Origin of the sequence: Streptomyces sp. NPDC020875 (assembly GCF_040641415.1) — a bacterium.
Lineage (GTDB): Bacteria > Actinomycetota > Actinomycetes > Streptomycetales > Streptomycetaceae > Streptomyces.
Genome location: NZ_JBFADP010000019.1, coordinates 65,577 through 88,874, shown reverse-complemented (window position 1 = coordinate 88,874; position 23,298 = coordinate 65,577). Strand labels below are relative to the sequence as shown.

At 73.0% G+C, this 23,298-nt stretch carries 11 protein-coding genes; 4 read left to right on the top strand and 7 right to left on the bottom strand.

Going from position 1 to position 23,298, the window contains the following annotated elements:
- Positions 1–262 precede the first annotated feature (262 nt).
- The 3 genes from AB0G74_RS13530 (at position 263) to hutH (ending at position 5,202) form a co-directional block, all read left to right on the top strand.
- A complete protein-coding gene (locus AB0G74_RS13530; RefSeq protein ID WP_361144680.1) occupies positions 263–1,183 on the top strand; it encodes an enoyl-CoA hydratase-related protein in 921 nt (306 codons plus the stop codon).
- 85 nt (positions 1,184–1,268) lie between these two features.
- On the top strand, positions 1,269–2,564 hold the full coding sequence (locus tag AB0G74_RS13525; RefSeq protein ID WP_361144677.1) for a diguanylate cyclase: 1,296 nt from the start codon (positions 1,269–1,271) through the stop codon (positions 2,562–2,564).
- A 1,093-nt stretch (positions 2,565–3,657) separates the two neighbouring features.
- Positions 3,658–5,202, top strand: a complete 1,545-nt coding sequence (gene hutH, locus AB0G74_RS13520) for a histidine ammonia-lyase (RefSeq protein WP_361144751.1) — start codon at positions 3,658–3,660, stop codon at positions 5,200–5,202.
- 227 nt (positions 5,203–5,429) lie between these two features.
- Here hutH and AB0G74_RS13515 read toward each other — a convergent pair whose 3' ends face one another.
- Positions 5,430–5,762, bottom strand: a complete 333-nt coding sequence (locus AB0G74_RS13515) for a hypothetical protein (RefSeq protein WP_361144674.1) — start codon at positions 5,760–5,762, stop codon at positions 5,430–5,432.
- Between the two features lie 550 nt (positions 5,763–6,312).
- Here AB0G74_RS13515 and AB0G74_RS13510 point away from each other — a divergent pair.
- Positions 6,313–7,557, top strand: coding sequence for an Ig-like domain-containing protein (locus AB0G74_RS13510; RefSeq protein WP_361144671.1), 1,245 nt, complete (start codon positions 6,313–6,315; stop codon positions 7,555–7,557).
- Positions 7,558–7,657: 100 nt separating this feature from the next.
- On the opposite strand, the gene AB0G74_RS13505 is transcribed toward AB0G74_RS13510, so the two are convergent.
- From AB0G74_RS13505 to AB0G74_RS13480, 6 genes are all read right to left on the bottom strand, one after another.
- The gene (locus AB0G74_RS13505; protein WP_361144748.1) at positions 7,658–9,262 is read right to left on the bottom strand and encodes a hypothetical protein; all 1,605 of its coding nucleotides are present in this window, start codon (positions 9,260–9,262) and stop codon (positions 7,658–7,660) included.
- Positions 9,263–9,499: 237 nt separating this feature from the next.
- On the bottom strand, positions 9,500–11,365 hold the full coding sequence (locus tag AB0G74_RS13500; RefSeq protein ID WP_361144668.1) for an ABC-F family ATP-binding cassette domain-containing protein: 1,866 nt from the start codon (positions 11,363–11,365) through the stop codon (positions 9,500–9,502).
- Between the two features lie 287 nt (positions 11,366–11,652).
- Entirely contained in the window at positions 11,653–14,949 is a 3,297-nt protein-coding gene (locus tag AB0G74_RS13495) for a S8 family serine peptidase (RefSeq protein ID WP_361144665.1), read from the bottom strand.
- 236 nt (positions 14,950–15,185) lie between these two features.
- Complete coding sequence (locus AB0G74_RS13490) at positions 15,186–18,557, bottom strand: S8 family serine peptidase (RefSeq protein WP_361144662.1); 3,372 nt, start codon at positions 18,555–18,557, stop codon at positions 15,186–15,188.
- 237 nt (positions 18,558–18,794) lie between these two features.
- The gene (locus AB0G74_RS13485; protein WP_361144659.1) at positions 18,795–22,136 is read right to left on the bottom strand and encodes a S8 family serine peptidase; all 3,342 of its coding nucleotides are present in this window, start codon (positions 22,134–22,136) and stop codon (positions 18,795–18,797) included.
- A gap of 231 nt (positions 22,137–22,367) precedes the next feature.
- Positions 22,368–23,201: a TIGR03620 family F420-dependent LLM class oxidoreductase gene (locus tag AB0G74_RS13480; RefSeq protein WP_361144656.1), complete on the bottom strand. Its 834-nt coding sequence runs from the start codon at positions 23,199–23,201 to the stop codon at positions 22,368–22,370.
- Positions 23,202–23,298: the final 97 nt, after the last annotated feature.

Sequence of the window (23,298 nt, the reverse complement as noted above, 5' to 3'; positions counted from 1 at the left end):
GCGGGCCGTCGTGGGCTGGTCGCGCAGTTCCTCGCGCCCCTGGTTGCCCTTCTCATCGGCCTTGGGAAGGGGGCCCTCCGGGCGGGATGGGTAGTGCTTCGTCCGGAGGTGTTTCGACCGCGGGCCGTCGTGGGCTGGTCGCGCAGTTCCTCGCGCCCCTAGATGCTCTCCCCGGCACGGCCCCTGGGAAAAGGGGGCTTGCGGAAGGGAGAGAGGGGCGGCCTATGATCCGGTGAACCGTCGTTAACCGGAAGGGTGTCGGATGTCCGTACCGCCGTCGGAAGACCCGCCTTCCCCGCTGCCCCCGCGTTCCTCGCCCCCGCTCTCGCCTTCCTTCCTCGCCGCGGACGCGGCGGGCGCTGCCGGGGAGCCCGGGGACGCGGCGCCGCCCGAGCGGCGGTTCGGCGAGTACGTCGCCGTCCGCACCCACGGGCATGTCGCCGAACTCGTCCTCGACCGGCCCGCCGCGATGAACGCGGTCTCCTCCGCGATGGCCCGCTCCATCGCCGAGGCGTGTACGGCTCTCGCGGCCGACCCGGACGTCCGGGTGACCGTACTGACCTCCTCCCACGACCGGGCCTTTTGCGTCGGCGCCGATCTGAAGGAACGCAACTCCTTCTCCGACGCCGACTTGGTACGGCAGCGCCCGCTGGCCCGGGCCGCGTACACCGGCGTACTGGAGCTGCCGATGCCCGCCGTCGCCGCCGTACACGGCTATGCCCTCGGCGGCGGCTACGAACTCGCCCTCGCCTGCGATGTGATCGTGGCCGATCCGACGACCGTCGTGGCCCTGCCCGAGGTGTCGGTGGGCGTCATTCCCGGCGGCGGCGGTACGCAGCTGCTGCCCCGCCGCGTCGGCGCCGCCCGCGCCGCCGAGCTGGTGTTCACCGCCCGCCGGGTCGCCGCCGACGAGGCGCTGGCACTGGGCCTGGTGGACCGGCTCGCGGCCGACGGCGACGACGCCAGGACGGAGGCGCTGGCGCTCGCCGACCGGATCGCCGGCAACTCACCCGTCGGGCTGCGGGCCGCCAAACGCGCCCTGCGGCTCGGGCAGGGGCTCGATCTGAAGGCCGGTCTGGAGGTGGAGGACGCGGCCTGGCGTACGGTCGCCTTCTCCGGGGACCGGGCGGAGGGCGTGGCCGCGTTCAACGAGAAGCGGAAGCCCGTGTGGCCCGGTGAGTGAGCCGCCCACCGGCGGCCGTCACCCTGGGTGAGCCGACCCGGGCCAGTCCAACCAGCGGAATCCGGACAGAGGTCCTTAGGCTGGGGTGATGGCTGAGGATCGGCGATTGCGGGCCGTGGTGGCACTGGCCCAGGCGATGGCGGCGGCACAGACCCCGCGCGAGTTCTGGCGCGCCGCCGCGCTCGGCGCGTGTGCCGCGCTCGACGGCTCCTTCGCCGCGCTCTCCGTCTGGGAACGAGAGCTGGGCCGGTTGAAAGTGCTGGTCAACGCCGGGGCGCGGGCAGCGGACGAAGAGGAGTTCCCGGACGCCGAGACCTACCCCGTCAACCGGTTCCCGGAGATCACCGAGTTCCTGCACGAGCGGTGGGCGGGCGGCGGCGAACCCGAGGCATGGGTCGAGACGGCGGAACCCGAACAGCCGGGGGAGACACCCGGCGGCAGCACGATTGCGGCCGGAATCCGCCCCGGGCGGGACTCCGTCGTCCCGGAGTACGGCCCCGGCGACGACGGGCCGGGCGCGGCCGGCGTACCGGCGGCCGGGGAGCCCGTACGCGGCTACCGGCACCCCTCCGTGCCCCCACCCGGCGGGCCCGGCGGCCGGGCCGCCGCCCTCCGCCGCCGACAGCGCGGCTGCTGCGTCGTCGCACCCATCGTGCTGCACGGGCGGGCCTGGGGCGAGCTGTACGTGGCCCGCCCCCTCGACGCGCCCGTCTTCGGCCGCGACGAAGCCCACTTCGCCACCGTCCTCGCCTCCGTCGTCGCCGCGGGCATCGCCCAGACCGAACGGCTGGAGGAAGTACGACGGCTCGCCTTCACCGACCCCCTCACCGGACTCGCCAACCGGCGCGCGGTCGACACCCGGCTCGACGAAGCCCTCGAACAGCACCGGGTCGACGGAACCGTCGTCAGCCTCGTCGTCTGCGACCTCAACGGACTGAAACGGGTCAACGACACCCACGGCCACGAAGTCGGCGACCGGCTCCTCGAACGGTTCGGATCCGTACTCTCCCTCTGCGGGGCGATACTGACCGACGCACTCGCCGCCCGCCTCGGCGGAGACGAATTCTGCCTGGTGTGCGTGGGGCCTTCGGCCGACGACGTCGTCCGGGTCGCCGACGAACTCTGCGTCCGGGCCGCCGAACTCGAACTCGGCGAAGGCGTCGCCTGCGGGGTCGCGTCCACCGGAGATCCGATCGGTCAGATCCGCACCGCGCGACGGCTGTTTCGGCTGGCGGACGCGGCGCAGTACCGGGCGAAGGCGGCGGGGTCGGCGAAGCCGGTGGTGGCGGGGCGGGACGGGGCGGTCCTCCGGCTCGCGGACACGCCGCCGGGCAGCCCCCCTCAAGACCGCCGCCGCTTCCGGGGCGCCCACCCGGACTGACCTCGCACCCCTCCGGGGAGGATCCGCCACGGGCCGCGCCGCGGGGCCTGGTGTTGTTCGCGGCCTGCGGACCGTGGCTGGCTGTTCGCGCAGTTCCGCCCCCTGTGCCTTCGGCGACGGGGGGACCCCCAGCGCCACCTGGGTTGCTTCCCCCGGGCCGCCTTCGGGAGGGGAGCGCCCTCCGGGCGGGGGTGGATAGTGCCTCCTCCGAATGAGTTCCGGCCGCACCCCGTCGTGGGCTGGTCGCGCAGTTCCCCGCGCCCCTGGTTGCTTTCCCCGAGCCGCCTCGGGGAGGGGGCGCCCTCCGGGCGGGATGGGTAGTGCTTCCTCCGGAGGTGTTTCGCCCGCGGCCCGGCTGTGGCTGGTCGCGCAGTTCCCCGCGCCCCTGGTTGCTTTCCCCGAGCCGCCTTCGGGAGGGGAACGCCCTCCCGGCGGGGGTGGATAGTGCTTCCTCCGGAGGTGTTTCGACTGCGGGCCGGTCGTGGCTTGTCGCGCAGTTCCCCGCGCCCCTAAATGCTCTCCCTCTCGCCGGACCTGTAGAGGAGACGGGCCCCTCTTGGGGGCGCGGGGAACTGCGCGATCAGCCAGCCACCCAGGCGCGGGTGGACCGACCACATCAGGTGGCAATCTCCCCTCCCCGGGACGGGCTCCAGCACCAGGGGACAAGTTCGGTCGGCGTGGTCGGGGGGTGCAGGGTCGCCCCCGCAACGGACGGCGGAAAAGAAACGGGTCTGCCTCTCAGGCGACCCCACTTCCGCCGTCCGTGAGGAGGTGAGCCCGGAGGCCACCGACCCTCCCGCCACAAGACAAGACCGCCCGCATACCGCCGGAGCAACGGTCACATCTTCAACAGCCCCGCCGGCGCCTGAGGCGCGAACACCCTGCCTGGACACAGGCAACCCCGGCACCAGGCGCCTGAGGGACCAGGCACCCCACAGCGGGAGGCGCCCCCGCCCCGCCGGCGCCTGAGGCGCGAACACCCCGCCTGGGCACAGGCAACCTCAGCACCAGGCGCCTGAGGACCAGGCGCCCCACAGCGGGAGGCGACCCCGTGACATGGGCGCATTCAAAACGTACGCTGCTGAATATGGATATGCATACCGTCGTGGTGGGGACGTCCGGTACCAGTTCCGCCGATGTCGTGGCCGTCGCCCGGCACGGCGCCCGGGTGGTGATTTCGGCCGAGGCCGAGGCCGCGCTCGGGGTCGCGCGGGCCGTTGTGGACGCGCTCGCGGCCAAGCCCGAGCCGGTGTACGGCGTGTCCACCGGGTTCGGCGCGCTGGCGACCCGGCATATCGGGCCGGAGCTGCGGGCCGCGTTGCAGCGGAACATCGTGCGTTCGCATGCCGCGGGTTCGGGGCCGGCGGTGGAGCGGGAGGTCGTCCGGGCGCTGATGTTCCTGCGGCTGAAGACGGTGTGTTCGGGGCATACCGGTGTACGGCCGGAGGTCGCCCGCACCATGGCCGCCGTGCTCAACGCAAAAATCACGCCCGTCGTCCACGAGTACGGTTCCCTCGGCTGCTCGGGGGATCTCGCGCCGCTTTCGCACTGTGCGCTGGCCCTGATGGGGGAGGGGGACGCGGAGGGTCCCGACGGGCGGGTGCGGCCCGCCGGGGAGTTGCTCGCGGAGCACGGGATCGAGCCGGTGGTGCTGCGGGAGAAGGAGGGCCTGGCCCTGCTGAACGGTACGGACGGCATGCTGGGGATGCTGCTGCTGGCGCTCGACGACCTCCGGCGGCTGCATACGTCCGCCGATATCACCGCCGCGCTCTCCCTGGAGGCGCTGCTGGGGACGGAGCGGGTGCTGGCGCCGGAGCTGCACGCGATCCGGCCGCATCCGGGTCAGGCGGTGGCCGCCTCCAATATGGCGGCGGTGCTGAGGGGTTCGGGGCTCACCGGCCACTACCAGCAGGACGAGGCGCCGCGCGTGCAGGACGCGTACTCCGTGCGCTGTGCCCCGCAGGTGGCGGGCGCGGGCCGGGACACGCTGGAGCATGCCCGGCTGGTCGCGGATCGTGAACTCGCCGCCGCCGTGGACAATCCGGTGGTGCTGCCGGAGGCGGGCCGGGTGGAGTCCAACGGTAACTTCCACGGCGCGCCGGTCGCGTATGTGCTGGATTTCCTGGCGATCGCCGCCGCCGATCTGGGGTCCATCGCGGAGCGCCGTACGGACCGGCTGCTCGACAAGAACCGCAGCCATGGTCTGCCGCCGTTCCTGGCCGACGATCCGGGTGTCGACTCGGGTCTGATGATCGCCCAGTACACCCAGGCGGCGCTGGTGTCGGAGATGAAGCGGCTGGCCGTCCCGGCTTCCGTCGACTCGATCCCGTCGTCGGCGATGCAGGAGGACCATGTCTCGATGGGCTGGTCGGCGGCGCGCAAGCTGCGGACGGCCGTGGACGCGCTGGGGCGGATCATCGGGATCGAGTTGTACGCCGCCGCCCGTGCGATCGAGTTGCGCGAGGGGCTCGTTCCGGCGCCCGCGTCCCGTGCGGCGGTGGCGGCCCTGCGGGACGCGGGGGTCGGCGGGCCGGGGCCGGACCGTTTTCTCGCCCCGGATCTGGCGGCGGCGGAGGAGTTCGTCCGGGACGGCCGGCTGATCGCGGCGGTGGAGCCCGTCACGGGCCCTCTGGGCTGAGCGGCCCGCCGCCCCGGCACGGCCCCTGGGCTGAGCCGGTCCGCGGTCCTGTCACGGCCCCCCGGGCCAGGCGGCCCGCCACGCCGGCACGCCCCCTGGGCCCACCGGTCCGCCGCCCCGGCGTATCTGGCACACAACCGCCCCGGCGCACAAGGCACACCACGACGAGCGGGGCCCATTGCGATCGCGACGATTGCGACGCTCGCGCCCGGGCCCGCCGCCCGGCGTCAGTGCTGCGGCGGCGTCCCCTGCTCGGCGCCGGGGGCGACGGGCGCCGGTGCGTGGCCGCGTCGTACCGCGTAGGTGACGAACGCGATGCCCACCGCCAGAAAGCCCGTACCGCCGATGATGTACGGCGTCGAGTCGAAGCTGCCGGTGTCCGCCAGGCGCGGTGGTGACTGTTCGCCGCCGCCGGGCCCGGTGATGCCGTGCGTCCAGCCGGTGCGGGGCCGCTCGGGCGCCGGTGCCGCGTTCGCGTTCGCGGACGGGACGAACCAGAGCGCGCAGAGCAGGGCTCCGGCGGCGACGGCGGTCAGCAGTGGTCGACGGGCGATCGACACGGACGTGATCCTCCTTGGGGGCAAGCCTGGGGAAGCCCGGGACGGGCCCTGGGCGGGCCTCGGGGGTGAGCCCCGGGACGGCGGGACGAGTTTTGGCGAAGCTTTGAAGCGGCCTTGACGGGGCCTTGGGTGGGGCGGGCCGAGCGGGTCGAACGGGTCGGCCGGGACGGACCCGTTCGACCGGAAGGATGGCCGAACGGGCCGGTCGGTTGACCGGGGCGTACGGAAGGGATGCCGGGAAGTCCCGGGCGCGCGGGGCGACATGGGGGACGGGAGACGCGGACCCGGCGCGGCCGGTCGCGGTGCGCCGATGCTAGTGAACCCGCGGCCTCCGGAGGAAATCGGGGTCGGCCCGGCGGCGGGGAATCCGCCAAGGTGCCTCGGTACCGGTCACGTACCGTGGCTGGAGGCGGCGCGTCCGGGGAATCCGGGGGAGCGGCCGAAAAATCACGAGTGGTGTTCACCACATCACGAAGAGAATGTGGAACCGAACGCCTGGTAACGGATGTGTTCCCCACTGTTCGGTCAGGGGACTGGGGGACAGGCGACAATGGAGAAGCGTGTGATGACGGACAGCAAGCGGCGCCGGGGGCTGATGGTCGCGTCCGCTGTGCTCGGTGGTGTGATGGTGCTCGCCGGTTGTAGCGGCGACGGCGACAGCGGTAAGGGCGACGGCGGCAAGAGCGCTCAGGACCAGGTCGACCAGGCCGCGGCCAAGGAGGTCTCGAAGGCTCGAATAGCTATCGAGCCCAAGAACGGCTCGAAGAACGGCAGTATCAACAACTCCAAGGTCTCCGTCGTGGACGGCACCCTCACCGAGGTCAAGATGGTCACCTCGGAGGGGAAGCCCGTCGAGGGCAAGATCGCCGCCGACGGGAAGAGCTGGACCCCCGCGAAGCCGCTGAAGCGGTCGACCTCGTACAAGGTGACCGCGACCGCGAAGGACGACAAGGGCCTGACCGTCCACGAGAACGGCTCGTTCACGACCGTCTCGCCCGGCAACAGCTTCATCGGCACCTTCACCCCGGAGGACGGGTCGACCGTCGGCGTCGGGATGCCGGTGTCGATCAACTTCAACAAGCCGATCAAGGACCGCAAGGCCGTCCAGTCCGGGATCACCGTGACCTCGACCGGCGGTCAGGAGATCGTCGGCCACTGGTTCAACTCGCAGCGGCTCGACTTCCGGCCCGAGCAGTACTGGAAGGAAGGCTCCACGGTCACGCTGAAGCTCGCCCTGGACGGGGTCGAGGGCGCGCCGGGTGTCACCGGCGTCCAGCAGAAGACCGTGACTTTCAAGGTCGGCCGTAACCAGGTCTCCACCGTCGACGCCAAGTCGAAGCAGATGGTGATTCAGCGGAACGGCAAGACGATCCGGACCATCCCGATCTCCGCGGGCGCCGCGGCCACCCCGACGTACAACGGTCAGATGGTGATCTCCGAGAAGTTCAAGGAGACCCGGATGAACGGCGCGACCGTCGGCTTCGGCGGCGAGTACGACATCCCGGATGTTCCGCACGCCATGCGGCTCTCCACCTCCGGCACCTTCATCCACGGCAACTACTGGGGCTCCGACTCGGTCTTCGGCGGTCAGAACACCAGCCACGGCTGTGTCGGTCTGAACGACAAGAAGGGCGCCAACGACCCCAACCAGCCCGGTGCCTGGTTCTACGACAACTCCCTGATCGGTGATGTCGTGATCGTCAAGAACTCCAAGGACGAGACCATCAAGCCGGACAACGGCCTGAACGGCTGGAACATGGACTGGGCGGCCTGGAAGCAGGGCTCCGCGCTCTGATCCGACCCGACTCCGTACCGGCGCGTACGACGACGAAGGCGGCACCCCGGGAGGGTGCCGCCTTTCTCGTACTCTTCCGTCGCCGTGGTCCGGGGCCGTCTCAGCAGCCGGGGTCCGCCGTCCACGGCAGCCGGTACGCCGAGTGCAGCCGGTACTCGCCCGCCTCCTTCACGGTCAGCCGGGTGTACTCCCCGTCGGGCTCCAGGCAGGCGCCCTCCGCCCGCAGCCACGGCGAGTGGGCGACCCGTACCGTCACGGACCCGGCGGCGGGCATCCGTACGACCATCTCGGCCCGGTTCTGGTCGGCGACCTCGGCGGGCGCCGAGACCAGTGGTACCGCGTCCCGGACCCGGTAGACCGACCAGTTGTCGTCCCGCCACACCCGCTTCAGATAGCCGGGGCCGCTGCGGACCAGGGCGGCTTCCGCCTCGGCGGGCCCGTCCGGCCGCCCGTGGTGGAGCACCACGAAGCCGACGGCCCAGCGGTCGAGCCACTCCCGGTACGTCGTCTCGTTCAGCGACCCGTCGTAGAAGAGGCGCCCCCGCTCGACGTCGAGCTGCCGGTTCCAGCCGCGGGCCATATTGACGTGCGGGGCGAGTACGGTCGCCTCGCGGTGGTTGCGCGCGGGCACCACCTCGACCCGGGTCCGGTCGGCGCCCAGCCGCTCCAGCTCCCGGACCAGGGCGTCGGTCTCCTTCGCCCAGACCGGCACCTTGTTGGAGACGACGAGATCGTCCTCGGTCTTGTCGCCCAGCCAGTGCGCGTTGACCGCCAGCATCGCCGTCAGCGCCACCACCGACACCACGGGTACCAGCGCCGCCCGTCCGGTACGCCGGACCGCCTCCCGGACCGCCGCCGGGCCGCCCAGCGCGCAGACCGCCGCGATCACCGCCGCGACCAGCACCGGCGGCCCGGCGAGACCCGCGAGCCGCTCCACATTGCGGCCGATGGGCGAGGGCGTGAAGTACGTCAGGACCACCCCGAGGGCGTAGACCGCGGCGCCCCACCGCACCAGCCGCCACTCCCGGCCGCGCGGGGCCGCCAGGACCAGTACGGCCGACACCCACAGCGGCATCCACAGCTTGTTGGTCTGCATCGGCATCTCCCCGTCGAAGGGGAAGAGGACCGTCGTCACCCCCACCACCAGGGCGGGCGGTACCAGCAGCGCGACGGCCGGGCGCCACCGCCGCTCCAGCAGATACGCCGCTCCCACGACGACCAGGAACAGCCCGGCCACCGGGCTCGCCGCCGTGGCCAGCGCCGCGCCGACGGCCGCGACCGCGAGCAGCTTCCTTTGCAGGAACACCAGGGCGACCAGACCGATCGCGGTGCCCAGGGCGAACGTCGTCCGGCCGGAGGCGATATTCGCCCAGAGCGCCAGCGCGCCCGCGATCGCGGGCCAGACCGGATACCGCACCCCGCTGCGGACGAAGATCATCGCCATCGCCCAGGTGCCGACGAGCCCGGCGGCCACCGAGACGGCCCGGACCCCGAAGAGGGCCATCAGCGGCGGGGCGAGCAGGCTGTAGTTCGCGGTGTGGGTGCCCCCGTACCAGGACAGGTTGTACGCGGACGAGGGGTGCGCCTCGGCGAAGCCGGTCCAGTGGAGCTGGGCCGCGAGATCACCGCCGCCGGTGGCCAGCCAGCCCGCCCACAGGACGTACAGCGGGACGACGAGACCGGTCGCGATCAGCGGTACGAGCAGCCCGCGCCGCCGGTCCGCGACGGAAGCCGCGCCCGTGCCCGTGCCCGCGCCGGTTTCGGTGTCCGCGTCCGCCGTCGTTCCGCCGTCCGGTGTCGCCGCGCCGTCCGCCGTCGTCCCGGCGGGTATCGCCGCCTCCGGATCCGTACTGTCGTTGTTACCGCTGTCGGCCGTGGTCGGGTCGGCCGTGGTCCGCTGTTCGCTCTTCCCCACGGACACGACCCTAACCGCGTTCCCGGGTCAGCCCGCCCGGCGGCCGTCCCGCAGCTCCAGCCGGTCCCCGCCGAAGCCCGCGCGGAAGCGCCGGTCGTGGGAGACCGCGACGATCGCGCCCTCGTACCGGCCCAGGGCCTCCTCCAACTCCTCCACCAGGCTCAACGCCACATGGTTGGTGGGCTCGTCGAGGACGAGGAGATCCGCCGGGGCGACGACGAGGCGGGCCAGCGCCAGCCGCCGCTGCTGGCCGACGGAGAGCGCGCCGACCGGCACGGTCAGATCGTCGGCGCGGAACAGACCGAGCCCGAGGAGTTCGGACTCGTACTCGTCGGGATGGCCGGGGCGGCCCGCCGCGTACGCCGCGAGCAGCGACCGGGGCGACGGCACCGGCGGCAGTTCCTGCGGGAGATAGCCGACCCGGACCCGGGCGGCGCGGTGGACGGTCCCCCGGTCCGGGCGCAGCTCACCGGCGAGCACCCGGAGCAGGGTCGTCTTCCCGGCTCCGTTCGGGCCGGTCACCAGCAGCCGGTCGCCGGGTGCCACGGAGAGCCGGTCCAGCCGCAGCCGGTCGGCGACGGCGACATCGGCCAGTGCGACCACGGGACCGGTGGCCGTACCGGCTCCGGGAGCAGCCGCGCCGGGGACGGGCCCCGCCGGTGCGTCCGGACCCGCGGTCGCCCGGGGGACTGCTCCGGCGGTCGCGTCGGAGGCCGCGTCGGAGGCCGCTTCGGGCGCCGTTTCAGGTGCCGCTTCGGGTGCCGCGAGCGCCGACGACGTGACCGGGGCGGCCCGGAAGCGGAGGGGCTCCGGCGGGGCCGCCACCGGGTCGCGGCGCAGCCGGTCCAGCCGCTGCCGGGCGGCCCTGATCCGGCCGGAGAGCTTGGCCTCGTGTGACCGGCGGTGCTTGCCGAACCCCTGGCCGGGGTCCTTTCCGCTGGTCGCCAGGCGCCGTCCGGCCGCCTCGACCTCCTCCTCCGTCCTGGCCAGCTCGGCCAGATACTCCTGGTGGTCCTGCTCCCAGCGGCGGCGGGCCGCGGCCTTCGCCGTCCGGTAGCCGGTCCAGCCGTCGCCGTACCGCCGGACGTCCCGGGTGTCCCGGTCGACCTCCAGCACGGTGGTGGCGACCCCTTCGAGGAACGCCCGGTCGTGGGTGACGGCGACGACCGTGCCGCGGTGGGCCCGCAGCCGGTTCTCCAGCCACTCCACGGCCCGCCGGTCCAGGTGGTTCGTCGGCTCGTCGAGCAGCAGCAGCTCGGGGTCGGCGGCGAGGACGCAGGCGAGGGCGAGCCGGGACCGTTCGCCGCCGGAGAGGCTGCCGAGGGCCCGGTCCCGGCCGATGCCGCCGATTCCGAGGCCGTGCAGGGCGGCGTCGACCCGGGCGTCGGCCTCGTAGCCGCCGCGCTCCTCGAAGGCGGTGAGCAGTTCGCCGTACGCGGTCAGCCGCTCCTCGTCCGGATCGGCGCCCAGCTCCGCCTCGGCGGCCCGCAGCCGCCGCTCGATCTCCCGGAGGTCGGCGAGGGCGGCGTCGACGGCGTCTTGAACGGTGTGGCCGGGGCCGAGGCCGAAGCCCCGGTCGAGGGTCTGGGCGAGATGTCCGGTACCGCCGGGGGCGACGACGGTGATCTCCCCGTCGTCGGGGGTCTCGTCGCCCGCGAGCAGCCGGAGCAGGGTGGACTTCCCTGAGCCGTTCTCGCCGATGACGGCGGCCCGCTCACCGGGGCGGATGGTGAGGGAGACCCGGTCGAGTACGGGCCGCAGGCCGTACGCCTTGGAGACGTCCCGGACGGTGAGCTGGGCCCGGCCGCCGCCGGACGGTGACGGGGACGCGGACGGGGTGATCGGGGTGGTGGTGGTCGACGCGGACATGGTCGAAGAGGCGCGGTCGCGCATGGGTCTTCCCTGATGACGGAGGGGTCCGGCGGCGCGGGAGACGGCCCGGGCGGGCCGGTGGGGGCGGGCCCGGGACGGAGTTCGGCGCGGCGAGGCCGGAGAAGGGCAGGCCGGAACGGCACACGCGCGGAGCGGTCAGTCGTCGCTCGACACGGTCGCGGCCGTCGGTCCGATCAGAGGAAGAAGTAGTGCAGGTGTTGCCCCATGGCTCCACCGTACCCGGGGGCCGGGAACACCGCCGAACGGTTTTCCCGGCCCCCGGCCCCGGCACGGGGCTGAAAGGACCGCTACCTGCCGCGATAGGCGTCGTGGACGGTGACGGCCGCCGTATTGCCCTGCCGGTCGGCGATCTCGGCGCGCAGGGCGAGGCCCCGGCCCGCCGCCGGGTTGCGGACGGTGATCCGGCCCCCGGTGACGGTCACCGGCCGCCAGGTCGTACCGCCGTCGTACGAGACGGAGACCGCGAGCGCCTTCAGGTTCGGCCCGGCGGCCGAGCCCTCGACGGTGACCGGGAAGGTCTGGAGCCGCCCGGCCGGGGCGCGCGACGCGAGATCCACGGCGGGCCGGAAGCGGACCGTGGAGAACGGCAGCTCCGTCCAGGTCGCGGTCTCCGCCGATTCGAACGTCCAGCGGCCCTCGATCCGGGTGGCGACATCGGCGATCGCCTGGTCACGGGTGATCGTGGTGGCGAGGGTGTACGCCCCGGCCGCCGCCGGTACGGTCACCGCCCCGCCCCAGTCCAGGTCGTCGGCGAGGGTGGCGATCAGCTCCCCGTTCCGGCTCAGGGTGGTCGTGGCGGTGGAAGTGAGGCTGTGCCCGGGGTTGCCCCGGCCGTCGGTGAAGGACGGCAGCCAGGCGTAGATCGAGTTCCGGTCCCGGGCGAACCGCCCGTGGCCCGTACCCGCCGAGGGGGAGTGGACCCCGGTATTGAAGTCGATCCGGTACGTCCGGCCCGGCGCGAAGGACCTCGCCTCGGCGAGCCGGTGCGACATGACCTCGCCCTGGCTCCGGTACGGAGCGCTCTCCAGCTGCCAGCGGATCCCGGGTTCGGCGGAGACCCGGACGGTCCGGCGCGTCCCGGCGGGGCTGCTCTGCGACCAGTGGAACTCCCGGCCGTCGCCCCGTACGGCGATACCGGAGAGCGCGCTCTCGCCCCCGGTACCGGCGGCGCCGAGGCCGACCCGGACGGTGGCCAGCTCGCCCGGCCGGTAGTGCCGGGTATAGCCGGTGGCGAACCTCCGCAGCCCCGGCAGGTCGGCGAGGGTGTGGTAGTCGGTGCCGGGTCCGGTCCAGATGCCGCGCCAGTACTGGCGTAGCCCGCCGTCCGGGTCGTCGGGCCCCAGATGCGCGGTCCGCAGCCAGCCGGAGCCATGGATGAGCACCTCCCCTTCGACGGTCCGGCCGTCCCGGGTCACGGCGTAGCCGCCGAGGGCACCCGACTCCTGGACGCCGGAGTCGGGCACGGTGATGTCCACCGGCCGGGCGTCGCGGGCGTCGAGGTCGACGGCGGTGTCCCGGTCGACGGTGAGCCGGGGCCGGAGCAGCAGATCGCCCGGCGCGCCGGTGGCGGAGTTGTCGGAGAACGCGTCGAGTACGTACTCGCCGCGCGGGAGCCGTACGGTGCCGCTCCCGGTGGCCAGATCGGGGGTGAACCGGTGTCCGGTGCCCAGCCCGGTGAGGGCGGTGACCCCGGCGGTGAATGTGGTGGCGGGCGCGCCGTCCCGGCCGATGGCCCGCAGGGTGACGTCGTACGACTCCACTTCCCGGTCCACGGTGACGAGGGTACGGACCGGGGTCGCCGCGCCGGGTCCGGTGGTGACGGGGCTCGCCAGGACCGCCGCCGAGTAGCGGCCGTCGCCGCCGCCGTCGATCCGGGTGTCGGCGATCACGTCCACGGTCGTCGTCCCGCCCGCCGGGACGGTGATCCGGCTCGCGCCCGTGGTCAGGAAACCGGCGGGCAGGGGCGCGCCGCCGGGGCCCGTACCGGCGACCGTCAGATCGAACGCGAGGGCCGTCGGGCCGTGGTTGTGATAGGTGACGGTCCGGCTGACCGGGGTGTCGTCGTGGTGCGGCCAGTGCGGCGTGCCCAGGTCGAGGACGGCTGGTTCGGCGGTGACCGGCGGCAGCGCCAGCGCCCGGTCGACGGCGATCCGGCCCGCGCCCTGCTGGTGGACGGTGTACGGGCCCGGCTCCGCGGACGCCATCAGGGCCGCCTTGATCCGCTGACCGGTCCAGTCGGGGTGCTTCTGCTTGAGCAGGGCCGCCGCGCCCGCGACGTGCGGCGCGGCCATCGACGTACCCGAATCGGCGCGGTAGCCGGGGGCGTCCTCCGGGCCCGAGTTCGCGGCGGCGGCGGCCAGTACGCCCACACCGGGGGCCGTGACATCCGGTTTGATACCGCCGTCGCCGACCCGGGGGCCCCGGCCGGAAGAGTCGGCGAGCGTGTCGCTCCTGTCGACGGAGCCGACGGTCAGGGCGGCCTCGGCGCTGCCCGGGGAGGTGAGCGTCCCGGTGCCGGGGCCGTAGTTGCCCGCCGCGACGACGAAGAGGGTTCCCCGCTCCGCCGAGTAGCGGTTGATCAGCGCTTCGAGGGGATCGACCCCGGGCGAGTCAAAGGTGCCATAGCTGATGTTGACGATGTCCGCGCCCCGTGCGACGGCCCAGTCGATCCCCGCCATCAGATCCGACTCGAACCCGTTGTCCGCGGGGAACTTGGCGCTGAGCAGGGTCGCGCCGGGGGCGACGCCCCGGTACTTCCCGCCCGATTTCGCACCTGACCCCAGTGCGATGGACGCGACATGCGTGCCGTGTCCGGTGCGGTCCATCGGATCGTTTCCGCCGCTGAGATCGGCGGCTTCGGTGATCCGGCCCGCGAAGTCCGGGTGGTCCGCGTCGATCCCGGAGTCCAGGACGGCGATCTTCACCCCCGTGCCGTCGTACGAGCCCGCCCAGGCGGCCGGGGCCCCGATCTGCGCCGTGGTCCGGTCGAGGGTGGGTTCGGTGACGGCATCGAGCCAGATCCGGTCGACACCGGGGGCGGTGGTGACGGCCCCGCGTGCGTTCGTCCTGGTCAGGGCCCGCCAGAGGGCCGCGCCCGAGCCCGGCGCGGTGGTGACGGCCTCGGCGTTCAGGGACGGCAGACCGCGTCGTACGGCCACTCCGGCCACGGCGCGGACCCCGCCGCGCGCGGCGGTGTACCGGACGACGGCCCGGACGCCCTTCGCGTACGCCTTCCGCGCCGAGGGGCGGATCAGGGCGGCCGTGTCGAAGAACCGCGGGTCGAGCTTTCCGGCCGCGAGCAGCCGCTCCGCGTCGTGCGGGACGGCGTAGGTCCGGCCCTTGTCGGTGAAGGAGCGGACGGGGATCCGCTCCCGGCCGGGCGCCGGGCGGACGCCGGTCAGCCTGCCCCGGGCGTCGACGGTGATCCGGTCGCCGGTGATCAGGCTGACGGTGTGCCGCTCGGTGGCGCTCTTTCCGCCGGGCCCGGTCTTCGCGACGGCCCCGGCCCCGGCCCCGGCCTTTCCCGCCCTTTCTACGGGGCCGGTCGGCGCGGCGGGACCGGTCAGTCCGGCCGTGAGGGCCACGACGAGGGCCGTGGCGACCGCCGTTCCGTACCTCCGTCGTGTCCGTCGCGTTCGTCGTATCGGTGCTGTCCGTCTTGTCGTCGCGGTGTGTGCTGGTTCTTCGGGCACGGCGCTCCCCGGGTCGGAGGGGGCGCCGACCCGGTCGTCGGCGCCCCCTCCCCGGAGCCTGCCGTGCGAACGGCCGGACTACCGGTTATGACGTGCGTGATATCGCCCCAACACCCTTATCACCGGGGTTACTTGCCGAAGTAGGCGTCGTGGATCGTGACCGTTCCCGTGTTGCCCTGCCGGTCGGCGACGACGGCCCGGAGCGAGAGGGACTTGCCCGCCTCCGGGTTCTCGATCGTCACCTTGCCGTCGATCACCGGGATCCGCTGCCAGCCCGCCCCGGCGGTCGAGGCGAAGACGGCGAGCGCCTTCAGGTTCGCCCCGGCGGCCGGGCCCTGCACGGTGACCGGGAAGGTCTGGAGCCGGCCCGCGGGCGCCGTACCGTCGAGCGCCGTCGCGGGCGCGAACCTGACCACCGACAGCGGCAGTTTCGTCCGCTGGGCCGTCTGCGCGGACCGGAACGTCCAGACGCCCTCGACCTTGCTCGCGATCCGGGAGACCTCCGGGGAGCGGGTGACGTACGTCTTCAGGGTGTAGAGGCCGTCGGCGGCGGGGACGGTGACCGACTCCCGCCAGAACAGGCTGCGGGGGAGGTCGGCGACGAGGGCCGTACCCCGGTGCAGGGTCGTCCGGGCGCCGCTGATCAGATTGCCGCCGGAGTGGCCGTGGCCGTCGGCGAGTGTCTGCATCGAGGCCCGGATCGTGTTGCCGTCCCGGAAGACGCCCGAGGTCTCGTCGGTGAGCGGGCCGTGGGCGGCGGTGTTGAAGTCGATCCGGTACGTCTCGCCCGCCGTGTAGGCCTGCGGCTCCCGGTCGTAGACGGACTCGATCCCGCCGAAGACGTTCGGGATGTGCTGGGACATCCCCAGCCGCCAGACGATCCCGTGCGCGGTGGAGAGCCGTACGGTCAGCTGTTCGGGTCCCGTCCGCGCGCGGGAGTATTTGGAGAAGTGGCCGCCATCGGCCAGATGCCCGCCGACGTTCAGCGCGGCCAGCCGGTTGCCGACTGACTGGCCCAGACCCACCTCGACCGTGGCGAACTCGGCCGCCGTGAACGTCCGTGCCGTTCCGGTGGAGAACCGGGACCCGGATACGAGATGCGCGGTGTGGTACTCGTTCGTGCCGTTCACCCAGGAGCCGTTGAAGGACTGCCGGAGGGTGCCGCCGCTGACGTCCGGACCCAGATGCGCGGTCCTGACGTCCAGGTCACGGTTGACGAAGAGCCCACGGTAGAACCGCTGTCCGTCGCGTTCCAGGGTCGAGATGACATCGCGCCAGTGCGGGGTTGCCGCGGGGTCGGGTACGGAGATCCGGACCGGCCGGGTCTCGCGGGCGTCCAGGGTGACCACGACATCCCGGTCCATCACCAGCTCGGGCCGGATCATCTGGTCGTGACCGGCGTGCGGGCCCTGTGCCGCGTGCGAAGCGCCCGCGAGGGCGTAGCGCCCCTTCGGTAGCCGGACCTTCGCCGTTCCGGAGGCGAGGTCGGGTTCACGGGACTGCCCCGCGTCCCGGCCGGTGAAGGCGAAGACGGTGGAGGTGAAGCCGGTGGCGGTCGCCCCGTCCCGGCCGACGGCGTTCAGTGTGAGGTCGTACGACTCCACCTCGCGTTCGAGGACGACAGGCACACGAACGGCGCCGTCGCCCCCGGTGGCGGTGACCGCGGCCGTGTAGTGGCCGTCGCCGCCGCCTTCGATCCGGGTGTCCGCGGTGACCCCGACGGACGCGGTACCGCCCGCGGGGACGGTCACCCGGCCGGTGTCGAGGGTGAGGAACCCGGCGGGTGCCGGGCCGCCCGCCGGGTTCCGGGCGTCGACGGAGAGGTCGAGGGTGACCGGAGCCGTACCGGTGTTGCGGTAGGTGATCGTCCGGCTGACCGGCGCGTCGTCCTGATGCGGCCACAGTTGGGTGCCGAGGGAGAGCGAGGAGGGCTCGGCGACGACGGGCTGGCCGATCGCCCGGTCGAGGGCGATCCGGCCCGCGCCCTGCTCGTGCGGGGTGTACGCGCCCGGCTTCGCCGTACCCGTCAGCAGGGCCTTGATCCGGTCGCCGGTCCAGGTGGGGTTCTGCTGCCGCAGGACGGCCGCCGCGCCCGCGACATGGGGTGTCGCCATCGACGTACCGCTGTGCGTGGCGTAGCCCGGCGGGTCCTGCGGGGCCGTGCCGGTCGCGGCGGCGGCGGTGACGGCGACACCCGGCGCGGTGACATCGGGCTTCACCGGACCGCCCCAGGCCGCCGGTCCCCGGGAGGAGAACTCGGCGAGTACGTCGTTGTCGTCCACGGCGCCCACGGTGAGGGCGGCGTCGGCGCTGCCGGGGGTGCTGACCCAGCCCGCCCCGGGGCCCCAGTTGCCCGCCGCGACGGCGAACAGCACGCCCCGCTGCGCCGACAGCCGGTTCACCGCCTCCTCCAGCGGGTCGATACCGGGGGTGTCCTCCCCGCCGAGGCTCATATTCACCACATCGGCGCCCTGGGCGACGGCCCACTCGATGCCCGCGACGACATCCGAGTACGCGCCGCCGCCGCTGTCGCCGAGGACCTTGCCGTTGATCAGGGTCGCGCCCGGCGCCACACCCTTGAACCGGGCGTCCTTCACTCCACGCCCGGCGGCCGTGGACGCGACATGGGTGCCGTGGCCGTTGCGGTCCTTCGCGTCGGCGGAACCGGAGAAGTCCCGCTCGGCGACGACCCGGCCCGCGAGATCGGGGTGGGTGCCGTCGATCCCGGTGTCCAGGACGGCGATCCTCACCCCGGTGCCGTCGTACGAGCGCGACCAGGCGGCCGGGGCCCCGATCTGGGTCGTGGTCCGGTCCAGGACGGGTCCGACGGCGGCGTCCAGCCAGATCTTCTCCACCCCGGCGGCGGCCTTCGCGGCGGTCCCGCCGCGCGCGGTACCGGTACCGCTGTCGGTCAGCGCGTTCCAGAGCGCCGCGCCGGCGCCGGGTGCCATGGTGACGGCGTCCGCGTTCAGGGTCGGCAGGCTCCGCCGTACGGTGCCGCCGTCCGCCGCCCGGACGCCCGCCTTCGCGGACCGGGCCGATGAACCCTCGTACGCCACGATGACCCTGAGGCCGTCCCGGTGGATCCGGCGGGCCTCGGGGCGGGCGAGGGCGGTCAGGTCGAAGAGCCGCCGGTCGACCTTCCCGGCGGCGATCAGCCGCTCGGCGTCGTACGGAATCGCGTAGTTACGGCCGCGCTCGGTGAACGAGCGGACGGCTATGCCCTCACGGCCCCGGGCGGGTACGACAGCCGTCGTCCGGCCCTTCGTGTCGACGGTGACCCGGTCGCCGGTGATCAGGGTCAGGGTGTGTCCGGTGCTCTTCGACGCGCCGTCGAGTAATCCACCGGCTGTTCCGGCGGCGCCGCCCGGCTTCGCCGTCTCGGCGGTCGCCGTGCTGGTCAGACCGGCTGTCAGGGCCAGCCCCAACGCGATCGCGACACCGGAGCCCAGCGCTTTCCCACGGTATTTCCCGGTGTGGGTTCCACGGATTCTTCGCATGGCTCTCCCCAGGGGTACGACATCGGGATACCGGGGGAGGAGGTCCCTCCCCCGACCCGGGAAGCATGTCCGGGCCGAGGGGCGAGACCAACAGAACGACGGCCGTAATAGCGAGGGATTACGTAATCACCGAGTGATGGCGGGCTGTCGGGCGGCGGGAAAACGAAGAAGCCCGCCGGGACCCCGGACGGATCGGGGTCCCGGCGGGCGGCCTGGTGCGCTACCCGCGTCCGGTGGTCACCGGCCGAGATAGGCGTTGTGGATGGTCACCGAAGCCTTGTTGCCCGACTTGTCGGCGACCTGGGCCCGCAGGACGATGCCCTTGCCCTTGGCCGGGTTCTTCACCGTGATCTGCCCCTTCTTCACGGTGACCTTCTGCCACTTCTTCCCACCGTCGTAGGAGACCTGGACGGCCAGCGACTTCAGGTTCTTCCCGGCGGCCGAGCCCTGCACGGTGACCGGGAAGGTCTGGGTCTTCCCGGCCGGGGCCGTGGAGTCCAGCGCCACGTTCGGGGTGAACCGGACCACGGAGAACGGCTGTTCCGTCCCCGTGTCGGTCCGCTGCGAACGGAACGTCCAGGAGGCGTCCACCCGCGTACCGACCCTGGCGATCTCCGCCGACCTGGTCACCGAGGTCGCCAGGGTGTACGTCGCCGGGTCGGCGGGCAGGGTGAACAGGTCGCCGAAGGACGGCGGGACGTCGATCGCGCCGATCTCGGTCGAACCCCGGTGGAGTGTCGTCCTGGCCGTGGCGAAGTCCGAGAGGATGTCCAGATTGCCCCGGCCGTCCGAGAAGAACGGCACATAGCCCTGGAGCGTGTCACCGGTCCGGAACACGCCCCAGCCACCGGCGGTGGCCAGGGCCGGACCGTGGGCCCCGGTATTGAAGTCGAACCGGTACGTCTTGCCCGCCTTCAGGGTCCGTGCCTGGGGGAAGGCATGCGCGGAGTCCGGGAACTGGAACGGGTCCTGGGACTTCAGCTGCAAGTACGACAGATCCCAGGTGATGCCTTCATCGCCGGCCAGCCAGCTCGTCCGGCGGCCCTGTGCCGGGTCGACGGTGATTCCGCCCAGGCCCCCGACGCCGGGGAACATGGCGTAGGCGCTGTAGTCGCTCCACTTGCCGGGGACCGAGGCACCCAGACCGACATCCGCCTTGGCGAAGTCGGACTTCTTGTACCGCTTGGTGACACCGGTGGGGAAGCGGGTGCTGTCCGTCAGCCGGGTCGCGGTGTTGTAGTCGGTACCGGGCTTCTGCCAGTTGCCGTAGGCCCAGTTGGTCATCGAACCGGCGGGCAGCGCCGGACCGGCGTGCGCGGTCCGGGTGGAGCCGCTCGGCCCTATGGCCGTGCCCGTGTGCCGGGCCTGACCCCGCCTCACCTCGTAGACCAGGCCGCTGTTGATTCCGGCCACCGTGCCGTCCGGCACGCTCAGGGCGACCGGCTTGGTGGTCCTGGTGTCCAGGACGGCCGTGACATCGCGGTCCACCACGAGCCCGGGCTGGACCAGGATGTCGTACCCGGCGTGCGGGCCGGACGCCCGGTACGTGTCGCCGGAGAGGACGTACTCGCCCTTGGGCAGCCGTACGGTCCGCTCACCGGAGCTGACGTCGACCGGGATGAAGCCGCCCTCGCCGTTCTGCGAGAGCCGGCCGAGGAACGCGGTCGCGCTGGGGTCGGGCGCGCCGTCCCGGCCGATCATTTTGACGGTGACGGAGTACGACTCCGGCTCCCGCTCCGTGGCGACCGCCGTGCGCAGCGCCGTACGGCCGCCGTCGCCGGTCGCCGTGACCACCGCCTGATAGCGGCCGTCGGCCGCGCCGGGAACCGCGATGTCCGAGGTCACGTCGGCGGTCGCGGTACCGCCCGCGGGGACCGTGATGCGCTGCGTCCCCAGCTTGAACAGACCGGCGGGCGCCGCCTGCCCGTCGGGGCCCTTCGCACCGGTGACGGCCAGATCGAGGTCGATGTCCGTCGGGCCCTCGTTGCGGTACGTCAGCCGCTCGGTGGCGGGCGCCGCGTCGTCGTGCGGCCACTGGTGGGTGCCCACGGTCAGCGAAGTCGGCTCGGCGACCACCCGCTGTGCGACCGCCCGGTCCACCGCGATCCGGCCGGTGCCCTGCTCCCAGACGCTGTACGGGCCCGGCTTCGCCGACCCGGCGAGGGCGGCCTTGATCCGGTCACCGGTCCAGGTCGGGTTCTTCTGCTTGAGGATCGCCGCCGCGCCCGCGACATGCGGCGACGCCATCGACGTACCGCTCATACCGGTATATCCGGGCGGGCTCTGACCGCCGGTCCCGGCCGCCGCGGCGGCGGTGACATCCACCCCGGGGGCGGTGACATCCGGCTTGATTCCGCCGTCGTCGGCCCGGGGGCCGCGGCTGGAGAAGAACGCCAGCTCGTCGTTGTCGTCCACGGCGCCCACGGTCAGCGCGCCCGCGGCGGTCCCCGGGGTGCCGACGCTGGAGCCGTAGGGGCCGGAATTGCCCGCGGCGATCGCGAAGAGCACACCCTTTTCGGCCGTGTACTTGTTGACCAGGGCCTCGACCGGGTCGACGCCGTAGCTGTCGTAGCCGCCGAGGCTCATATTCACCACATCGGCGCCTTGGGCGACGGCCCAGTCGATCCCGGCCATGATCCCGGACCAGCTGCCGCCGCCGAAGTCGTCCAGGACCTTGCCGTTGAGGAGGGTCGCGCCGGGCGCCACACCCTTGAAACGACTGTCCTTGACGCCCCGTCCGGCGGCCGTCGACGCGACATGGGTGCCGTGACCCTGGCGGTCCTTCGCGTCGGCGGAGTCGGAGAAGTTCTGCTCGGCCGTGACCCGGCCCGCGAGATCGGGATGCGTGCCGTCGATCCCGGTATCCAGGACCGCGATCTTCACACCGGTGCCGTCGTACGACCCCGCCCACGCGGCCGGGGCCCCGATCTGCGTCGTCGTCTTGTCGAGGCTCGCCTTGACCACGGCGTCCAGCCAGATCTTCGTCACCCCGGCCGTGGTGGACTTGGCGTCGCTCCGGGGGCCGCTGGTCAGCGCGTCCCACACGGCGGTGGCGTTCCTCGGCTCGACGGTCAGGGCCTCCGCGTTCACCGCGGGCAGCCCGCGCCGCTCCTTGACCCCGGCCGACGCCCGTACCCCCGCCTTCGCCGCCCCGGCGGACGCCCCGCCGTAGCTGACGATCAGCTTCACCCCGTCCCGGTAGGCCCGCCGGGCGTCCGCACCGGTCAGCCCGGTGATGTCGAACAGCTGCCGGTCGACCTTCCCGGCCGCGATCAGCCGCTGGGCGTCATGCGGTACGACATAGGTACGCCCCCCGGCGCGATGGGTCCGGAAGGGCATCCCCTCCCGCCCCTCGGCCCGGCGTACGGCGATGACCTCGCCCTTGGCCCCGACATGGACCCGGTCGCCGGTGACCAGGGTGACGATCTGCGCCACCGCCCCCGGCCCCCGGGCTTTCCCGGTCCCGTCCCCGCCCCGGCCGCCCGGCGACCCACCGCCCGGCGGTGCGCCCGCCCCGACGGTGAGCGCCGCGCCCGTCACGACGGCGACCGATATGAGTAACGATCTTCTGAAGCGCATGCGCATGCTCTCCCCTGAGATGGTTCGAAATGCCCTTGCCTTACGGGTCCGGGCAGTATCACCAGGGGTGTTGCGGTCACTCAATGGAGTGAAAAGGGTTGCCTATGATTCGGACAGTTTGGCGATCTTCCTGCCGTGCTCGCGATATGTCCGGCCGTGGGTAAGGGAGTTGGTGAGCAGTCGGAGGTTCGTGCGGAGCCAGGGGGCGTGGAGAGCCGGGGGCGGGCGGGTTCAGTGGAGGAGAACTTCGGCCAGCTCGCGCCACTCCCGGCGGGGGACCGTGTCCGGGGTGGTGGGCTGGACGACCAGCACCACCTGGTCGGCGCCCGCGTGCAGATGGCGCCCCACCCGGGCGCCGACGGCGTCGGCGTCACCCCAGGCGACCAGCGCGTCGATCATCCGGTCGCTCTGCCCGGCGATGTCCTCGTCGGTGAAGCCCATCCGGCGCAGGTTCTGCGGATAGCCGCCGACCTCGGACAGGAAGGCGACGGGCTCCCGGGCCGCGTCCCTGGCCGCCCGCGGATCCTCTTCGAGGACGACGAACTCCATCACGGCCAGCGTCGCCGCGTCCCCGAGGGTCCTCCGGGCCTGTCCCGTGTACTCCGGTGTGACCATCAACGGCAGCGCTCCGGCGGCGCGGTCACGGGCCAGCTCCAGCATCTTCGGGCCCAGCGCCGAGAGTATCCGCGCACTCGCGGGTACGGGCGGCCGGGCTTCGTCCAGCCGGTCCAGATACGCGTTCATGGTCTTCAGCGGACGGGCCCCCTGCACCCCGCCGAGACCGGTGATCAGCCGACCCGGATGCGTGGACTCGATGTCCTGGCAGAGCGCGATCACCTCGTCCGGTGAGTACCCCCAGGCGGGGATGATCGCACTGCCCACGGAGACCGTCTCGGTGGCCCGGACGACGTCCCGCAGCGGATCCAGCCCGTCCTTCAACTGGCCGCCGGTGATCCAGATCGTCGAGAAGCCGAGGCTCTCCAGCAGGACGGCGTCGTCGAGATGCCCTCCGTCGGGCCGGACGTCCAGGGTGACCCCGACGGGCCCCGAGCCGAGCGTGTTCATCCGCCGCCGCCTCTCATCACGGTTCGTGTCGAATGCGGCGAAGCTACGGGCTCAACCGGACTTGAGGTCAACGGCCCGGCCCGGCCCGGCCCGGCCC